This window comes from Brenneria sp. hezel4-2-4 (assembly GCF_013155275.1).
Lineage (GTDB): Bacteria > Pseudomonadota > Gammaproteobacteria > Enterobacterales > Enterobacteriaceae > Brenneria.
The window spans coordinates 482,725-500,180 of sequence record NZ_JABJXS010000001.1 but is presented as its reverse complement, the minus strand read 5'-3'; the positions used below and the strand labels follow the sequence as shown (position 1 = coordinate 500,180).

The 17,456-nt window shown below is 54.8% G+C and carries 14 protein-coding genes; 5 read left to right on the top strand and 9 right to left on the bottom strand.

What is annotated here, in order from left to right; translation table 11 throughout:
* The first annotated feature begins 17 nt into the window (after nt 1-17).
* Nucleotides 18-860: an N-acetylmuramoyl-L-alanine amidase gene (locus HOY33_RS02310; RefSeq protein WP_172288160.1), complete on the top strand. Its 843-nt coding sequence runs from the start codon at nt 18-20 to the stop codon at nt 858-860.
* Nucleotides 861-873: 13 nt separating this feature from the next.
* On the opposite strand, the gene HOY33_RS02305 is transcribed toward HOY33_RS02310, so the two are convergent.
* The 3 genes from HOY33_RS02305 to HOY33_RS02295 all read right to left on the bottom strand — a co-directional run bounded on the left by HOY33_RS02305 (nt 874) and on the right by HOY33_RS02295 (nt 5,230).
* Entirely contained in the window at nt 874-2,307 is a 1,434-nt protein-coding gene (locus tag HOY33_RS02305; protein WP_172288158.1) for a DUF2867 domain-containing protein, read from the bottom strand.
* A gap of 180 nt (nt 2,308-2,487) precedes the next feature.
* The gene (gene hcp / locus HOY33_RS02300) at nt 2,488-4,140 is read right to left on the bottom strand and encodes a hydroxylamine reductase (protein ID WP_172288156.1); all 1,653 of its coding nucleotides are present in this window, start codon (nt 4,138-4,140) and stop codon (nt 2,488-2,490) included.
* 190 nt (nt 4,141-4,330) lie between these two features.
* Nucleotides 4,331-5,230 (bottom strand): lysine exporter LysO family protein, encoded by a 900-nt coding sequence (locus HOY33_RS02295; protein ID WP_172288154.1) that lies wholly within the window; start codon nt 5,228-5,230, stop codon nt 4,331-4,333.
* A gap of 171 nt (nt 5,231-5,401) precedes the next feature.
* On the opposite strand from HOY33_RS02295, the gene HOY33_RS02290 reads away from it, so the two are divergent.
* Nucleotides 5,402-7,066 carry an ATP-dependent endonuclease gene (locus HOY33_RS02290; RefSeq protein WP_172288152.1) on the top strand — a complete coding sequence of 555 codons (1,665 nt, stop codon included), beginning with the start codon at nt 5,402-5,404 and terminating at the stop codon, nt 7,064-7,066.
* A 137-nt stretch (nt 7,067-7,203) separates the two neighbouring features.
* On the opposite strand, the gene cspD is transcribed toward HOY33_RS02290, so the two are convergent.
* On the bottom strand, nt 7,204-7,425 hold the full coding sequence (gene cspD / locus HOY33_RS02285) for a cold shock-like protein CspD (protein WP_109055519.1): 222 nt from the start codon (nt 7,423-7,425) through the stop codon (nt 7,204-7,206).
* Between the two features lie 338 nt (nt 7,426-7,763).
* Here cspD and clpS point away from each other — a divergent pair, with 338 nt between their 5' ends.
* On the top strand, nt 7,764-8,084 hold the full coding sequence (gene clpS / locus HOY33_RS02280) for an ATP-dependent Clp protease adapter ClpS (RefSeq protein WP_172288150.1): 321 nt from the start codon (nt 7,764-7,766) through the stop codon (nt 8,082-8,084).
* A gap of 29 nt (nt 8,085-8,113) precedes the next feature.
* Nucleotides 8,114-10,390, top strand: a complete 2,277-nt coding sequence (gene clpA / locus HOY33_RS02275) for an ATP-dependent Clp protease ATP-binding subunit ClpA (protein ID WP_172288148.1) — start codon at nt 8,114-8,116, stop codon at nt 10,388-10,390.
* 194 nt (nt 10,391-10,584) lie between these two features.
* Here the strand turns inward: clpA and infA are convergent, their stop codons facing one another.
* The 5 genes from infA to trxB form a co-directional block, all read right to left on the bottom strand.
* Entirely contained in the window at nt 10,585-10,803 is a 219-nt protein-coding gene (gene infA / locus HOY33_RS02270) for a translation initiation factor IF-1 (protein WP_002211347.1), read from the bottom strand.
* A 116-nt stretch (nt 10,804-10,919) separates the two neighbouring features.
* Nucleotides 10,920-11,624, bottom strand: coding sequence for a leucyl/phenylalanyl-tRNA--protein transferase (gene aat, locus HOY33_RS02265; RefSeq protein WP_172288146.1), 705 nt, complete (start codon nt 11,622-11,624; stop codon nt 10,920-10,922).
* A gap of 48 nt (nt 11,625-11,672) precedes the next feature.
* Nucleotides 11,673-13,394 carry a cysteine/glutathione ABC transporter ATP-binding protein/permease CydC gene (gene cydC, locus HOY33_RS02260; protein ID WP_172288804.1) on the bottom strand — a complete coding sequence of 574 codons (1,722 nt, stop codon included), beginning with the start codon at nt 13,392-13,394 and terminating at the stop codon, nt 11,673-11,675.
* Nucleotides 13,395-13,413: 19 nt separating this feature from the next.
* Nucleotides 13,414-15,180, bottom strand: a complete 1,767-nt coding sequence (gene cydD / locus HOY33_RS02255) for a cysteine/glutathione ABC transporter permease/ATP-binding protein CydD (protein ID WP_172288144.1) — start codon at nt 15,178-15,180, stop codon at nt 13,414-13,416.
* Nucleotides 15,181-15,403: 223 nt separating this feature from the next.
* Entirely contained in the window at nt 15,404-16,366 is a 963-nt protein-coding gene (gene trxB / locus HOY33_RS02250; protein WP_172288142.1) for a thioredoxin-disulfide reductase, read from the bottom strand.
* 529 nt (nt 16,367-16,895) lie between these two features.
* On the opposite strand from trxB, the gene lrp reads away from it, so the two are divergent.
* Nucleotides 16,896-17,390, top strand: a complete 495-nt coding sequence (gene lrp / locus HOY33_RS02245) for a leucine-responsive transcriptional regulator Lrp (RefSeq protein WP_172288140.1) — start codon at nt 16,896-16,898, stop codon at nt 17,388-17,390.
* The last annotated feature ends 66 nt before the right edge of the window (nt 17,391-17,456 follow it).

Below are 17,456 nucleotides of genomic sequence, written 5' to 3'. Positions count from 1 at the left end.
GTTGCAACGGAAACACCATGATTAAATGCATGACTATGCTGATGCTGTTTGTCCTGGCCGGCTGCCAGTCAGCCGCCTCCTGGCGTGATCGAAACGAGTTCCATCTGGTCACCACGCAGGCGTCCCAGGCGCAGGAATCACGTATTCGCTTTCTGGTGATTCACTATACGGCGGAAGATTTCCCAACGTCCCTGAATATTCTGACCGATCAGCGGGTCAGTTCACACTATCTGATCCCGGCCGTTCCGCCGCTGAAGAACGGGAAACCGGTGGCCTGGCGTCTGGTGCCGGAATCGCAGGCCGCCTGGCATGCCGGCGTCAGCGGTTGGCGCGGATTTACCCGGCTGAATAATTCATCGATCGGTATCGAACTTGAAAATCCGGGTTATCGGCAAACGCTGATCGGCATGCGCTGGACGCCCTTTCCGGCGGAGCAAATTGCGCTGCTAACGGCGATAGCCGGTCAAATCGTGGCGCGTTATCAGATTGCGCCACAAGATGTCGTGGCGCACAGCGATATTGCGCCGTTGCGTAAGCAGGATCCCGGCCCGCTTTTCCCTTGGCAAACACTGGCGCAGGCCGGTATCGGCGCCTGGCCGGACGAGGCGAGGGTATCGTTTTATCTCAATGGCAGAGCCGAACGTCAGCCGGTGGACGTCGGGCGTTTGCTGGATAAGCTGGCGCGCTACGGTTATCCGCTGTCCGATGACATGACCGAACGTCAGAAACGGCAGGCGATCGCCGCGTTTCAAATGCATTTCCGCCCGGAAAATCATCAGGGACTGGCGGATGCGCAAACCGAAGCCATTGTCGACGCGCTGCTGGAAAAATATGGCGCGGCGGGAAGTTCAAGGCTGTAACCGCGGTCTGACATCAGGCGGTCTCTTCCGCCAGCCGGGCGATTCGCGCGGCCATGCCCCGGAAAATAAACAGGTGGGCCGGCATCATCAAGAACCAGTAGACCAGTCCGTTAAAGCCGGCGGGGTGCCAGCGCGCCCGGACATCCAGCGTGCGCTGGGTGCCCCGATCGGTGATGGTAAAAGTGAGTTTCCCCAGCCCCGGCGCTTTCATGCCAAACAGCATCACCAATTGCCGCTGTGGCTTGATGGAGATGACTTTCCAGCCGTCAATTTTATCGCCGATCTCGAGCGTTGGCCGATCCGGACGGCCATAGGTCACACCGTTGCCGCTGAGATCGTCGAGCCTGGCCCGCAGTTTCCACAGCGCATTGGCATAGAAATAGCCCTCTTTGCCGCCGATCTGCTGAACCACCCGCCAAAGCGCCTGGCTGGATGCCGGAGTGGTGACCGAATGCCCGGCCTGTTTGGGATAGAAGCCGTAGTCCGGCTTCCAGCGGGCGCGGACTTCCGTATCGTTGCCCCAGTCGGCGCTTTGAGTGCTTTCCATTTCGCTTTGCAGCGTTGTACGCACGGCCTGATCAAAGGTGAGCAGCGTCTGGGGGATCAGCGCCTGCAATGCCGAGCCATCCGCCTGAAGATCGTGTTTCAGTCCCTGAATAAGCGCGCGGGCCACCGTCGGCGGAACGGAGGTGATCAGGTGCAAAAACCAGACCGAAACCAGATGCGTCGGCATCGGCACGGGGATCAACAAACGGCGTTTGCCGCTGATGGCGATAAAACGCTCAAACAGGGTCTGATAGCTGATATATTCCGGACCTGCCGCATCCATAATGCGGTGTTCCGGGGCCGGATGAAGGCGGATCTCGGTCAGGTAGACCAACAGGTTTTCCAGCGCAATCGGAGAAGATTTGGAGCGCACCCAGCGTGGCGGCGTCAATACCGGCAGGTTGTACACCATATCCCGCATGATCTCGAATGCGGCCGAACCTGCGCCGACAATAATGCCGGCCCGCAGTTCCGTGACCGGTATGCCGCTGCCGCGCAGAATGTCTCCGGTGATTTTGCGGGCCTGCAAGTGCGGAGAACCGTCATTTTTCGCCTGTAGCGCACCCAGATAAACAATGTGTTTTACCCGGCTGGCGGGCAGCGCCAGCAACAGATTCATGGCCGCGACACGCTCTTTAGCGATAAAGTTTTCACCATCCCCCATGCTGTGAACCAGATAATAGAGCGTTTCCGCGCCCCACAGCCCTTCGGTCAGCGTTTCGGGTTTACACAAATCAACCGACCGACACGTCACTCCCGGCCAGCGCTGCGCGTTAATGGCGTCTATCCGGCGGGCGGCGGCAATCACCGGCAACCCCTGCCGACTGAACCGTTCGGTTAAGTGACGGCCGATATAGCCGCTGGCGCCCAGAATCAGAATCGGGGCGGGATGGGATGTCATAACGAATAGGCTCCGGAGGACAAATCGCGATACGGTTTATTACTATAGCCGGGAACGGGGAAAACAACAGTAAAGCGATGCATGATGGCGGTGAGCGCGCCATCATGGCTGGAAAGGCCGGCTGTCTGGCGGCGTCGGGCCAGAACCCTGTAGCTGTAGGGTTGACGGCGTATAAATTCATCAGGCGGCGAGAATGGCGTTCATATCCTGTGCGACGGTGGTGATTGGCCGCATGCCGAATTTCTCATGCAGAATGGCCAGCAGATTGTCCGTCAGGAAGCCCGGCGCGGTGGGGCCGGTGTAGATATTTTTCACCCCAAGGGACAGCAGGGTTAACAGAATGACGATGGCTTTCTGTTCAAACCAGGACAGCACCAGACTGAGCGGCAGATCGTTTATGCCGCAGCCCAGTTTTTCAGCCAGTTTCACCGCCAGAATAATGGCGGAGTAGGCGTCGTTGCACTGACCGACATCCAGCAGACGAGGCAAGCCTTCCAGAGTGCCGAAATCCAGCTTGTTGAAGCGGTATTTGCCGCAGGCCAGCGTCATGATGAGGCAATCGTCGGGCACATTGCGGGCAAAATCGGTGAAGTAGCTGCGCTCTTCACGGCTGCCGTCGCAACCGCCGACCAGAAAGACGTGGCGCAATTTCTTTTGCGCCACCAGATCGATCACCGTATCGGCGGCGCTCAGCAGGGTTTCGCGGCCGAAGCCGACGGTAATCCGGCGCTCTATTTCACTGTAGGGGAAGCCCTCCAGACGTTGCGCCTGGGCAATCACCGGGCTGAAATCGTCGCCTTCCAGATGGTTGACGCCCGGCCAGCCGACGATGCTGCGCGTCCAGATGCGATCGCCGTAGTTGCCGACGTTCGGGTCGATAATACAGTTGGAGGTCATGACGATCGCACCGGGGAATTTGGCGAATTCGCTTTGCTGATTCTGCCAGCCGCTGCCGTAGTTCCCGACCAGATGTTTGAATTTTCTCAGCTCCGGATAACCGTGCGCCGGCAACATTTCGCCATGCGTATAGATATTCACCCCGGCGCCTTCGGTCTGTTCCAGCAGCATACGTAAATCTTTCAGGTCATGGCCCGAAATCAGAATGGCGTTACCGGCGACAGAGCGGACGTTGACGCGGGTGGGCGTCGGATGACCATAGGCTTCCGTTTCGCCGCGATCGAGGATCGCCATCACCTTAAAGTTCAATTGACCGATGCCCATGGCGTTGTTCAGCAGAGTATCCGCATCGGCGGGCTGCGTACCCAGCCAGGCCATAAAAGCATGGTATTGCGCATAAATGGTTTCATCGTACTGGCCCAGCACATGGGCATGTTCCATATACGCCGCGGCGCCTTTCAGCCCATACAGGCAGAGCATACGTAAACCGTGAATGTCATCCCCCACGCTGGCCTTATCATTATCAAGAGCGTAACCGGCCGCCTGTCGCAGCAGCGTCGGAATATCGTTTCCCGCCAGTTGAAGTTCCGCCATCGGATGATCGACCGCTGCCTGCGCATCGAGCAGGCGACAGCGAATCGCCAGCGATTGACGTAGCGCGATTGCCTGCCGCGTGTAACCGACAATCCGCTGCGAATCGAAGTTAACGTTGGTCAGGGTGGAGAAAAAGGCGCGTGGCGCAAAGCCGTCAATATCGTGATCGATAATCTCCAGTTCGCGGGCTTTCAGCGCCCAGGCCGATAGCCCTTGCAGCACGGCAACCAGCAGATCTTGCAGATCGGAGGTTTCCGCGGTTTTACCACACATGCCCCGAGCATAAGAGCAGCCATTTCCTGCCGGGGTATGAATGGTTTGTTCACATTGCACGCAAAACATAATGATTCCTTTTTTAAAGTTGTATTTAAAATACTTGTTTGAAGCATAGAGGTTCACGGCATAGCGAAAAAGGCGTTTTTAACGCAACGTGGGATAAACTTGATTTAGCGCAACTTTGTTCGCGGGCAATGAAAACGACACTTAATCACTGCCCGCGATAGGACGGGAAAACAGCGGGGGAAACGAACGGCTAGGATGAAAATACGGCCATCAGGATCGGCGCGGCAAGACTTAACAGAAAACCGTGCACAATGGCCGCGGGAACCATTTCCACGCCGGCGCTGCGCTGCAACACCGGCAAAGTGAAGTCCATCGAGGTTGCGCCGCAAAGTCCCAGGGCGCAGGAACGGTTACGCTGCGCCAGCGCGGGGATCAGCATAATGGCCAACAGTTCACGGGTCAGATCGTTAAAAAAGGCGGCGCTGCCGATGACCGGCCCCAGGGCGTCGGTCAGAAGAATGCCGGATAACGAATACCAACCATAGCCAGAGGCTATCGCCAGCCCGGTTTTGAGCGGCAGGCCGAGCAGCCAGGCGGCGAGCAGGCCGCCTGCCAGGGCGCTGACGCCGACAATCAGCGCCACCATCATGCCCCGGCGGTTCAACACGATCTGACGTAGCGTCATTCCGCTGTTGCGCAACTGTATTCCGACGAAAAACAGCAACAGGATCAGGGCATACTCGCTGCCCTGACTGGCATAGGTCAGGCCCGGCCATTGCGTTAATCCCAGCAGAAAACCGCCAAATACCACCAGACACAGCTTGAGGGAATCCAGAATCATATGCAGGCGCGAGGGCGGCGTTTGTTGTTCATGTCTACCGCGCCATGCATAGCGTTTTTCCAGCAACCATAGCGCCGCGATATTCAGCGTAACAATGCAGGCGGTACAGACGGCGGTGTACTGAAAGATCAGCAGCAGATTGCTGCTGAGGTTATCCAGAAACGCCAGGCTGATGCCCATTAAAAACAGAATGACATACACCATCCAACTTAATAACTGATTAATTGCCTGTAAGATTTTTTTGACGCGCAGCGGCACCAGATAGCCAAGCATAAGCGGCACTAAAATGATTAATAACCCTGAATACATCACAGAATGGGCGTCCTTAGCGAGAAAAGCCGGCAGCGGAAGGGGAAAATGACATAATCTATTAAAATTAAACAAATTATCATCTTGAGTAAAGTATCGTCTGGCGGGATAACCTGCAACAGGTTGTTTTGCTATCATGTCATAACGGCGAGACGGAAACGGGAGACGTGGATGTATCTGGAAAACGTAGAGATTCTTGGGTTCCGGGGGATTAATCGCCTGTCATTGGTACTGGATGATAATACCGTGCTGATAGGCGAGAACGCCTGGGGAAAGTCCAGCCTGCTGGATGCGTTATCGCTGCTGCTGGCGCCGACATTGCCCCTGTATCATTTTGAATTACAGGACTTCTATTTTAAGCCGGGTGACGAAAACAGCCGTGAGCGTCATTTGCAGATCATTTTTACCTTTTGCGAAAATGCGCCCGGACACCATCTCGCGCCGCGTTATCGTCCGCTCAAACGCGTCTGGGTCGAAGGCGATGCGTCGTTGCACCGCATTTTCTATCGGCTGGAAGGCGAAGTGGATGAAAGCCGGGCCGTCTTTACCTGGCGCAGTTTTCTTGATGCGCAAGGGCATCCGATTGCGTTAAGCAATATTGACGAACTGGCCCGTGAAGTGATCCGTTTGCATCCGGTGCTGCGTCTGCGGGACGCCCGCTTTATGCGGCATTTACGTTCGGGAACCCTGGCCGTCACCGCGGACAACGGCAATGAAAAGCTGGCGCAGCAGTTTGAACAACTGATGGGCGAACTGGCTAAAAATCCGCAGAAACTGACGGATAAAGAACTACGGCAAGGTCTGGCGGCGATGCGCCAATTGCTGGAGCACTATTTTTCTGAACAAAGCGCCACCCTGAATGAGCGGCGGCATCATCGTCATGAACGGATGCATAACGGCAAATCCTGGCGCTCGCTGGATAACATCAACCGGCTGATTGCCGATCCGAAGAGCCGCAGCCGCCGGATTATTTTGCTTGAGCTATTTTCCACGCTGCTTCAGGCCAAAGGCGCGGTGGCGTTGGATCCGCATTCTCGTCCTCTGCTGGTGATCGAAGATCCTGAAACGCGACTGCATCCGATTATGCTGTCGGTGGCGTGGGGATTACTGATGCAGTTGCCGCTACAGAAAGTCACCACCACCAATTCCGGCGAACTGCTGTCGCTGGTGCCGATGGAGCAGGTGTGCCGGCTGGTGCGGGAATCATCGCGCGTAGCCACCTACCGTATCGGCCGACAAGGGATGAGCGCGGAAGACAGCCGCCGCATTGCCTTTCATATTCGCTTTAATCGGCCCGCGTCGCTGTTTGCGCGTTGCTGGCTGCTGGTGGAGGGGGAAACGGAAGTCTGGATGTTGAATGAGCTGGCGCGTCAGTGCGGTCATCATTTTGAGGCTGAAGGCGTCAAAGTGATTGAGTTTGCTCAATCGGGGCTGCGGCCGCTGTTGAAGTTCGCCCAGCGGATGGGGATTGAATGGCATGTGCTGGTGGATGGCGACGATGCGGGGAAAAAGTATGTGGCAACGGCGCAAAGCCTGCTGGCGGCACAGGGCGAAAGCGATCGGGATCATCTGACCGTCTTGCCCGCGCTGGATATGGAGCACTATATGTATCGCGCCGGATTCGGACATGTCTATCACCGCGTCGCGCTGCTGCCTGAAAAGGTGCCGTTATCCATGCATAAAATCATCCTCAAAGCGATTCAGCGCTCCTCAAAACCCGATTTGGCTATCGAGGTGGCGATGGAAGCCGCGACGATGGGAAGCGACGCGATCCCGCCCTTGATTCGCAGCATGTTTTCCCGGGTGCTGTGGCTGGCGCGCGGGCGCGCCGATTAGCGCGCCGGGGCGGTGAAAGACGCATTACAAGGGGAGGGCGAACCCGGCTTCCGGCGGCATAAAAATGCTGGCCGATAGGCGACCAGCATTTTGTCTTACCCGAGTAAATGTCAGAAATCGTTGAAAGACAGTAAGAGTCAGGAAACAGCCTCGCTCACCAGTGGCACGATCAGACTGGCATGATTTCCTTTCGGTCCCTGATGAACATCAAACCTGACGACCTGTCCGGCCTTTAGCGTTCGGTATCCGTCCATTTGAATAGTTGAGTAGTGAGCGAAGATATCTTCGCCGCCCCCTTCAGGACAGATAAAACCAAAACCCTTGGCGTTATTGAACCATTTAACAGTACCTGTCTCCATACATCGACATCCTTCGAAAGAGTATTCTTTTATGTGTAAGGTGAGGTTATTTGGTTAAACTGAATACGAATTGATTAAAACCTCATCAATTCAATTCTACACTTTAGTGAAATCGATCCCGGCGTCAAGCAAGGGGGGCGGGGGAGTTTTTCAAAGTTTGATGCAGATAACGCTATTGACGGCGACGGTTCAGGATTTCGCAGTCAATTCGCGAGATGACAAAGATTGATTTTTGCTTTCTCGCCACCATTTCATTAGCTAAATGGAAAAATGAAAACCAGACGTGCTACTGTAAATACTGATGAGCACGATGATATTCAGACGACATTGGGCAGAGAATGGGAAACAACAGTACGTGGTCGCAGTCGGAACAACTGACCGCCGATCAACTCAAAGAAAAATTACAACCTCCATCAATGTATAAAGTGCTATTAAACAATGATGATTATACACCGATGGAATTTGTTATTGACGTTCTGCAAAAGTTCTTTTCTTATGATATTGAACGGGCGACGCAATTGATGTTGACGGTTCATTATCAGGGAAAGGCGATTTGTGGCGTATTCAGTGCTGAAGTGGCTGAGACCAAAGTTGTACAAGTAAATCGTTATGCCAGAGAAAATGAGCACCCGCTGCTCTGTACGCTGGAAAAAGCCTGAAGTCAGGCAATTTATTGGGGGAGGTGCCTATGCTCAATCAAGAACTGGAACTCAGTCTCAACATGGCTTTCGCCAGAGCGCGTGAGCACAGACACGAGTTTATGACCGTGGAGCATTTGCTGTTGGCACTGCTCAGTAATCCGGCCGCACGTGAAGCACTGGAAGCCTGTACGGTGGATTTAACCGCGCTCCGTCAGGAGCTGGAAATCTTTATTGAACAAACCACGCCAACGCTGCCGCAAGCGGATGAAGAGCGTGAAACGCAGCCGACGCTCAGTTTCCAGCGCGTGTTGCAGCGGGCGGTTTTCCACGTTCAGTCGTCGGGACGCAGCGAAGTGTCCGGGGCGAATGTGCTGGTCGCCATTTTCAGCGAGCAGGAATCGCAGGCCGCGTACCTGTTGCGCAAGCATGATGTCAGCCGTCTGGACGTGGTGAATTTTATTTCCCACGGGACGCGCAAAGAAGAATCCGGGCAGGCGCCAAACCCGGAGAACCCTGTCAATGAAGAACAGGCCGGAGGGGAAGACCGTATGGAAAACTTCACCACCAATCTGAATCAGCTTGCGCGCGTCGGCGGAATCGATCCCCTGATTGGTCGGGATAAAGAACTGGAGCGAACCATTCAGGTGCTATGCCGCCGCCGTAAGAATAACCCGCTGCTGGTAGGGGAGTCCGGCGTGGGTAAAACCGCCATCGCCGAAGGCCTTGCCTGGCGTATCGTGCAGGGCGACGTGCCGGAAGTGATGGCCGACTGCACGCTGTATTCGCTGGATATCGGTTCGTTACTGGCGGGCACCAAGTATCGCGGCGACTTTGAAAAGCGTTTCAAAGCGCTGTTGAAACAGCTTGAACAGGATAAGAGCAGTATTCTGTTCATTGATGAAATACATACGATCATCGGCGCGGGCGCGGCCTCCGGCGGTCAGGTCGACGCGGCCAACCTGATTAAGCCGCTGTTATCCAGCGGCAAGATCCGCGTGATTGGTTCTACCACCTATCAGGAGTTCAGCAATATCTTTGAAAAGGATCGGGCGCTGGCGCGTCGTTTCCAGAAAATCGATATCACCGAACCGAGCGTGGAAGAAACCGTGCAGATTATTAACGGCCTGAAGCCGAAATATGAAGCGCATCACGACGTCCGTTATACGGCGAAAGCGGTGCGCGCGGCGGTAGAGCTGGCAGTGAAATACATCAACGATCGTCACCTGCCCGATAAGGCGATTGATGTTATCGATGAAGCGGGGGCCCGCAGCCGTTTGATGCCGATCAGCAAGCGTAAGAAAACGGTTAACGTGGCGGATATCGAATCCGTGGTGGCGCGTATCGCCCGCATTCCTGAAAAGACCGTGTCCGCCAGCGATCGCGATGTGCTGAAAAATCTGAGCGATCGTCTGAAGATGCTGGTGTTCGGTCAGGATAAGGCCATTGAAGCGCTGTCTGAATCCATCAAGATGAGTCGTGCGGGATTGGGCCACGAGCGCAAACCGGTGGGGTCGTTCCTGTTTGCCGGGCCGACCGGGGTGGGTAAAACGGAAGTTACGCTGCAACTGGCGAAAGCGCTGGATATCGAGCTGTTGCGCTTCGACATGTCCGAGTACATGGAGCGCCACACCGTCAGTCGTTTAATCGGCGCGCCTCCGGGGTATGTCGGTTACGATCAGGGCGGCTTGCTGACGGATGCGGTGATTAAACATCCTCACGCGGTGTTGCTGCTGGATGAAATCGAGAAGGCGCATCCCGATGTCTTTAACCTGTTGTTGCAGGTTATGGATAACGGCACCCTGACGGATAACAACGGCCGTAAAGCCGATTTCCGCAACGTTATCGTGGTGATGACCACCAACGCCGGCGTACGGGAAACCCAGCGTAACTCTATCGGGATTATCCAGCAGGATAACAGCACCGACGCGATGGAAGAGATCAAGAAAGTGTTTACGCCTGAGTTCCGTAACCGTCTTGACGGCATTATCTGGTTCAACCATCTGTCCGCCGAGGTTATTCAGCAGGTGGTGGATAAATTCATCGTGGAATTGCAGGCACAGTTGGATGCGAAGGGCGTATCGCTGGAAGTCAGCGACGAAGCGCGAGACTGGCTGGCGGAGAAGGGTTACGACAAAGCGATGGGCGCGCGGCCTATGGCCCGGGTAATGCAGGAAAACCTGAAGAAACCCCTGGCGAATGAACTGCTGTTCGGTTCATTGGTGGATGGCGGTTCGGTCAAAGTCGAGTTGGATAAAGACACTCAGCAATTGACCTATGGTTTCCAGAGCGCTCAGAAACGTAAAACCGAAGGCGCGATTCACTAAGGGCGATACTCCCTGCGTTGAATAGCGGCAAAGTCAAAAAGGGTGGTGCATAGCGCATCGCCCTTTTTTTGATCGTCGGTTTTTTTCCCTGTGTCGGGGAACAACCAAAAGCAAAAGCCCTTGCCGAAAACGGAAAGGGCAGCAGAGGTTGGTACATCCTCGAATATCGCTACTGTCAGCGATGGGCGAACCGGTTAACGGCTGCGGAAGACAATGCGGCCTTTGCTCAGGTCGTACGGGGTCAGCTCTACAGTGACTTTGTCACCCGTCAGGATGCGGATATAGTTTTTGCGCATTTTACCGGAGATATGAGCGGTAACCACGTGCCCGTTTTCCAATTCAACGCGGAACATGGTATTGGGCAGCGTATCAAGCACGGTGCCTTGCATTTCAATATTGTCTTCTTTGGCCATCGAATCCTCTAGGTGTAACTACCTTTGTTTTTAACCGGCAAGATAATGCCGAAAAACCCACATTATGTAAAGGAGCGTTCATAAACTGAGTCTTATTTATAAACCGCCGTTAGTTATCATGGCCTCGGCCGAGCCAGCGTTTGCGGGCGCCAACAGCCATCACTCACCGGTTTATCCCGCAATTGAAAAAGAAATTGCAAAAAGCGGTCGCGGGGAATTTCACCTACCCCCAGTGATGCGGTATGCGCATTTAGTACCTGACAGTCGATCAGATAACCACCGTGACCAATAAAATGTTGTTGGAATGTCAGTAAAGCATATTTGGATGCATTATCGGTTCGGCTGAACATTGACTCGCCGCAAAACAATCCGCCTTGCGAAACACCATACAGTCCGCCAACAAGCGAGCCATTCTGCCACACTTCGACAGAATGTGCTTGTCCTGACTGATGAAGTTGCGCATATGCCAGAGTAATTTCCTGACTAATCCAGGTTCCTCCGTCGTGCTCATTGGCGCAAGCGGCGATCACGTCATTAAAAGCATGGTTGAGAGTGACCTGAAAATCGTGCTTACGCAGAAATTTCTTCATGCTGCGGCTGATATGAAAGGCGCCCGGAAACAGTACCGCTCGCGGATCGGGCGACCACCATAAAATAGGTTCGCCGGGGGAATACCAGGGAAATATCCCCTGCCGATAAGCCGCCGTCAGCCGCGCAATGGAAAGATCGCCGCCTATCGCCAATAATCCGTTCGGCTCGTCCAGCGCATTAATCGGATCGGGGAAATGAAGTGAGTCGCAGGAAAGCTGATACAGTCGCATAATATTCCGGTTAAATAACCGCCTGTACTCTGACAGGCGGTTGGAGATTCAAATATGCTGGTGAAATTGCCAGTAGCGCCCTTGCTGAGCCATCAACGCCTGATGGTTCCCTTGTTCGATTATCCGACCGCCATCCATCACGCAAATACGATCCATTGATGCTAACTCATACAGCCGATGCGTAATCACAATCAAGGTTTTTCCTTCACAGTGTCGACGCAGCAGTTGCAAAATACGCCGTTCGGTTTCTGCATCCAAACCTTCGGTTGGCTCATCCAGCAATACCAGCGGTGCATTGTGCAACAAGGCCCGGGCCAGGCCGACACGGCGCTGTTCGCCGCCGGAAAGCTGGCGGCCGCCTTCGCCGAGCCAGGCATTCAGTCCTTCATTTTCCAGGAGTTTATCCAAACCAACCTGTTTTAACACCGTCTTCAGCTGTTCATCCCGCGCCTCGGGATCGGCCAGTAACAGATTATCGCGCAGCGTGGCGCTGAAAATATGCACGCGTTGAGGCACGACGCTCATCATGCCGCGCAGTTCATCCTCTCGCCATGCGGATAACGGCAAGCCGTTCAGGGCGATCTCGCCCTGTGCGCAGTCCCACGCGCGAGTAAGCAGTTGCAGCAGGGTGGATTTGCCGCATCCGGTCCGTCCAAGCAGGGCCAGATGCTCGCCGGCACGGATACTGAGCGAAATATCGCTTAGTACGGGCAGTGGTTGATCCGGATAGGTGAAACTGACGCGATTTAACGCCAGCGAGGCCGTCGGCGCGAGCGGCGGACCTTGTTGCGGAAAGGTAATCTCGGCCGGCTGGCGGATAATCTGATCGACACGGGCGGCGGAAGCAATAACCTGTCCCATATGCTGGAAAGCGCCGGTCACGGGCGCAAGCGCTTCAAAGGCGGCCAACGCGGCAAAGACAAACAGCGCAATCAACGCGCCGGGCTGCGTATCGCCGCCGATACCTGCCGCCGCCAGCCATAATATCAGGGTGACCGTCAGCCCGCTGCATAAGATCATCAGCGCCTGAGACAGTCCGGTCAGGTTAGCCTGCTGCTGTTGCCGCGCCAGCCAGCGCATTTCCAACTGCGCCAACCGTTGACGCGAAGCCGACAGCGCGCCAAAAACGGTCAATTCCGCCTGACCCTGTAGCCAGGTTGTCAACTGGATACGATATTGCGCCCGCAAGGCGGTCAGATCCTCACCGATAGGATGACCCGCGCGATAGAATGCGACTGGCAGAATCAACAGCAGGCTCAGCATGATGGCGCACAATGTCAGCGCCAGCGAGGCATCCAGCCAGCTTAGACCGTAAGTGACGATCAGAATCACCAGCAGGGCGCTGACAATCGGCGAAATAACGCGCAGATATAAATGGTCGAGCGTATCAACATCGGCGACCAGCCTGTTCAGCAGGTCGGCCTGACGAAATCGTGCGATGCCGCCGGGAGACAGAGGCAGAATCCGTGAAAAGGTAAATATGCGCAGGTGTTGCAGAACGCGGAAAGTGGCGTCATGGCTTACCAGCCTTTCGGCGTAACGGCCCGCGGTACGGGTAATGGCCGCGCCTCGCACCCCGGCCGCGGGCAACATATAGTTAAAGGTATATAACCCGGCGGCGCCTGCCAATGCCGCGCCAGCCAGAAACCAGCCCGACAGCGCCAGCAACCCGATGCTGGCCAGCAACGTCACAATGGCTAACAGGATCCCCAGACTCAAGCGCCAGATATGACGGCGATATAACCTCAGAAAGGGTTTTAAAACCCGCATGGTTTTTATTTGAGACATATCATAACACTCCCTGACGTTGCGCCATCAGTTCGGCAAAGGCGCCGGATTGCGCGCTGAGCGTCCGATAGTTACCCTGTTGCACGAGCTGGCCATGATGCATGACCCAGATAGCGTCGTAATCAAGGGTGTCGTGCAATTGATGGGTGACCAGCAGCGTTGTTTGATTACGCGCCGCGGCATTCAACGCCCCCATTACCCGCTGTTCACTGTGCGCATCCAGGCTGGCGGCCGGTTCATCAAGCAGCAACAGACGGCATGGATTGATTAGCGCGCGGGCGACCGCGACGCGCTGCGCCTGCCCGACGGAAAGACGCGCCGCGCCATCGCCGATGGGCGTATCTAAACCCTGCGGCAGTTGGGGCAGAAACTCATGCACGTACGCCCGTTCAATGGCCTGCTGCAATTCATCCCCGGTTGCCTGCGGTTTTCCCAGTAAAATATTCCCCCGCAGGCTCTGCTCCGGCAGATGAGGGTTTTGTCCCACCCAGCTTAACTGCCGGCGCCATGATTCGGGCGACAGCGTATTCAGCTCAATGCCGTTTACGGTGAGGGAGCCGCGGTAGGGCAGGAAGCCAAGCAGCACGTTCAGCAGCGAACTTTTTCCCGCGCCGCTGATGCCCACCAGCGCGATACGCCGGCTGGACTCAATGGTAAATGTCAGCGGCTGAGTGAGCGGCGTGCCGTCGGGCGCCAGAACGACCAGATCGGCGGCCTGGATCGCTATCGGCCGCTCGCTGCTGAATTCACGCTCGCCAAAGCCCACGGTTTCGCCTTCCGCCGTCAGAAAAGTCACCAGCGATTCCGCGGCGCCGACGGCCTGAGCCTTGGCGTGGTAAAACGTGCCGAGGTCGCGCAGCGGCTGGAAGAATTCAGGCGCCAGGATCAACACCAGAAACCCGGCGAACAGCGTCACGCCGGCGCCGTAATGACCGAAATTCAGCTCTCCCAGATAAGAAAAACCAAAGTAAACGGCCACCACGGCGATAGAAATCGAGGCGAAGAATTCCAGTACGCCGGAGGAGAGGAAAGCCATGCGCAAGACTTCCATGGTACGGCGGCGAAAGTCTTCAGACGCTTTGCTGATCTGCTCCGTTTCCCCACGGCCGCGATTAAACAGACGCAGGGTTTCCAGCCCGCGCAGACGATCGAGAAAATGGCCGCTCAAACGCGCCAGCGCCAGAAAGTTACGCCGGTTGGCATCGGCCGCGCCCATGCCGACCAACGCCATAAACAGCGGGATCAGCGGCGCAGTCAGCAACAGAATCAGACCTGCCGTCCAATTAATCGGGAATAGGGTAATCAGAATAAGCAGCGGGATCAGCGCGGCAAGATACATCTGGGGCAGATAGCGGGAATAGTAATCCTGCATATCTTCAACCTGTTCGAGGATCATGGTCGCCCAGCTTCCCGCCGGTTTCCCCTGAACCCAGGACGGGCCCAACTGCTGCAAGCGATCTAATACCAGCTTACGGATTTGCCGACGTACCGCCTGTCCGCATAGAAAACCCACGCGCTCGCGCAGCAGACTATTCAATGCCCGCAGTACAAAGGTGGCGACAAGCAGCAGAAAAGACGTGAGCAACGCATCGCGCGGCGTATGATCGATAATCAAGGCATGCAGCAGCGAGGCCAAGAGCCATGCCTGCGCGACAATCAGCACCCCGCTAAGGAAACCGAGCAACAGTGAAAGCCGTAACCAGCGTTGCGCCAGCTTACTTTGCTGCTTCAGCCAAGAGGTCAGTTCTTGCTGTCTGGTTTTTTTCATCAGGCACCAGGTGGTTATTTCACATGAAGAGTGTTAATGGAAAATAACGCTTATATAACCGTTAGTTAACAAGCTTATTCTCCTACGCTCAGAATGCCGCCATGTTACCGCGACAAAAGCGCTCTGCAAACGAAAAGGCAGGGAGACGATCAATTTTTGCGTGATGAAGGGAAAAGAGAACGTTATCCGGGGCGGTGAAAACGCCCCGGAAGGCAAAGCGGGGTTATTTCGCGGCGGTTAGCCCGTCCAGATACCGTTCGGCGTCAAGTGCCGCCATGCAGCCGGTTCCTGCCGAGGTGATTGCCTGACGATAAATGTGATCCATCACGTCACCCGCGGCAAAAACGCCAGGAATGCTGGTTTGGGTGGCATTACCGTGGATCCCCGACTGTACCTTGATGTAGCCATTCTCCAGTTCAAGCTGACCGCCAAATACCGCGGTGTTCGGGCTATGGCCGATAGCGATAAATACGCCGGCCAGCTCCAGTTCTTCCGTCGCGCCGCTGTGCGTATCGCGCAGACGCACGCCTGTCACGCCCATGTTGTCGCCGAGAACCTCATCCAGCGTACGGTCGGTATGCAGGATGATATTGTCGTTTTTCACTTTATCCATCAGACGGTCAATCAGGATTTTTTCTGAGCGGAAACTGTCGCGGCGGTGAATCAGATGCACTTCCGCTGCAATATTGGATAGATAGAGCGCTTCCTCAACGGCGGTATTGCCGCCGCCGACGACGGCGACTTTCTGATTGCGGTAGAAGAAACCGTCGCAGGTGGCGCAGGCAGACACGCCTTTGCCCTTAAAGGCTTCTTCGGAGGGCAGGCCCAAATAACGGGCGGAGGCGCCGGTGGCGATAATCAGCGCATCGCAGCTATATTCATCGCTGTCGCCAAACAGACGAAAAGGGCGGGTTTGCAAATCAACGCGTTGAATATGGTCGAATACGATATCGGTATTGAATTTTTCCGCATGCGCCTGCATCCGTTCCATCAGCAGAGGCCCGGTCAAACCCTCAGCGTCGCCCGGCCAGTTTTCGACTTCGGTGGTGGTGGTCAACTGGCCGCCTTTCTCCATCCCGGTGATGAGTACCGGCTTTAAATTAGCCCGTGCAGCATAAACCGCGGCAGTGTATCCGGCCGGGCCTGAACCCAAAATCAATAACTTGTGGTGTTTAACGGTACTCATGAGTTCCTCATTTCATGATGACGGAGATTAACGTGATTGTAAGGAAATTACCGAAGTAAAAAAAGTATGTGGCGAAGTTGTTAGCTATAGGTTTAATCGTTGGTGGCTATTGCGACGATAAATGGCTGATAGATCAGCCACATTCATAAGTAAAATGACTGAATGCGCCCCACAATACGCGTTTGCCTTATCTAATCTGGTACTTTCTTCTGATTTTAGTTGTTTTGCTTTGACAATCCGCTGTGCTTTTGCGAAAACATCTGGGTAAGAGGAAATTTTTTGTATGTGAATAGTTAAAAGCTCGGCTTTTTATTCGTCGTCTGGCTGGCTGGTCTTTAAGCCACGGACAATTCGTTTTTGCCTGGTTCGACATTTTACCACTAGCGCATGACGATGACAGACAGCGGCGGAAAGAGACAATGACTTTTGATATACAAAATTGACAGCGGGTCTTCTTTAGGGTGGCTCTGATACATTGAAGTTGGTCGGAGTGTAGCAGGTGCAAGGAAGAGTGAGAGAGACAATAATAATGGTAGAGACTAAAAAACGGCCAGGAAAAGACCTCGATCGTATCGATCGCAATATCCTGAACGAATTACAAAAAGACGGACGTATTTCTAATGTCGAGCTGTCCAAACGAGTGGGACTATCGCCGACGCCTTGCCTGGAGCGCGTACGTCGCCTGGAACGGCAGGGGTTTATTAATGGCTATACCGCGCTGCTGAATCCACACTATCTGGATGCATCGCTGCTGGTGTTCGTTGAAATTACGCTAAATCGCGGCGCGCCCGATGTGTTTGAGCAATTTAATTCGGCAGTGCAAAAGCTTGAAGAAATTCAGGAGTGTCATCTGGTTTCCGGCGATTTCGACTATCTGTTGAAAACCCGTGTACCGGATATGTCCGCCTATCGTAAGTTGTTGGGCGAGACGCTGCTTCGATTGCCGGGTGTGAACGACACCCGCACCTATGTGGTGATGGAAGAAGTTAAACAAAGCAATCGTTTGGTCATTAAGACCCGATAAATGCATGGGTGCAAAACCCGATAAATTCAGCTACACTCCTGTGAATTTATACAGTTTCAGCGCCGG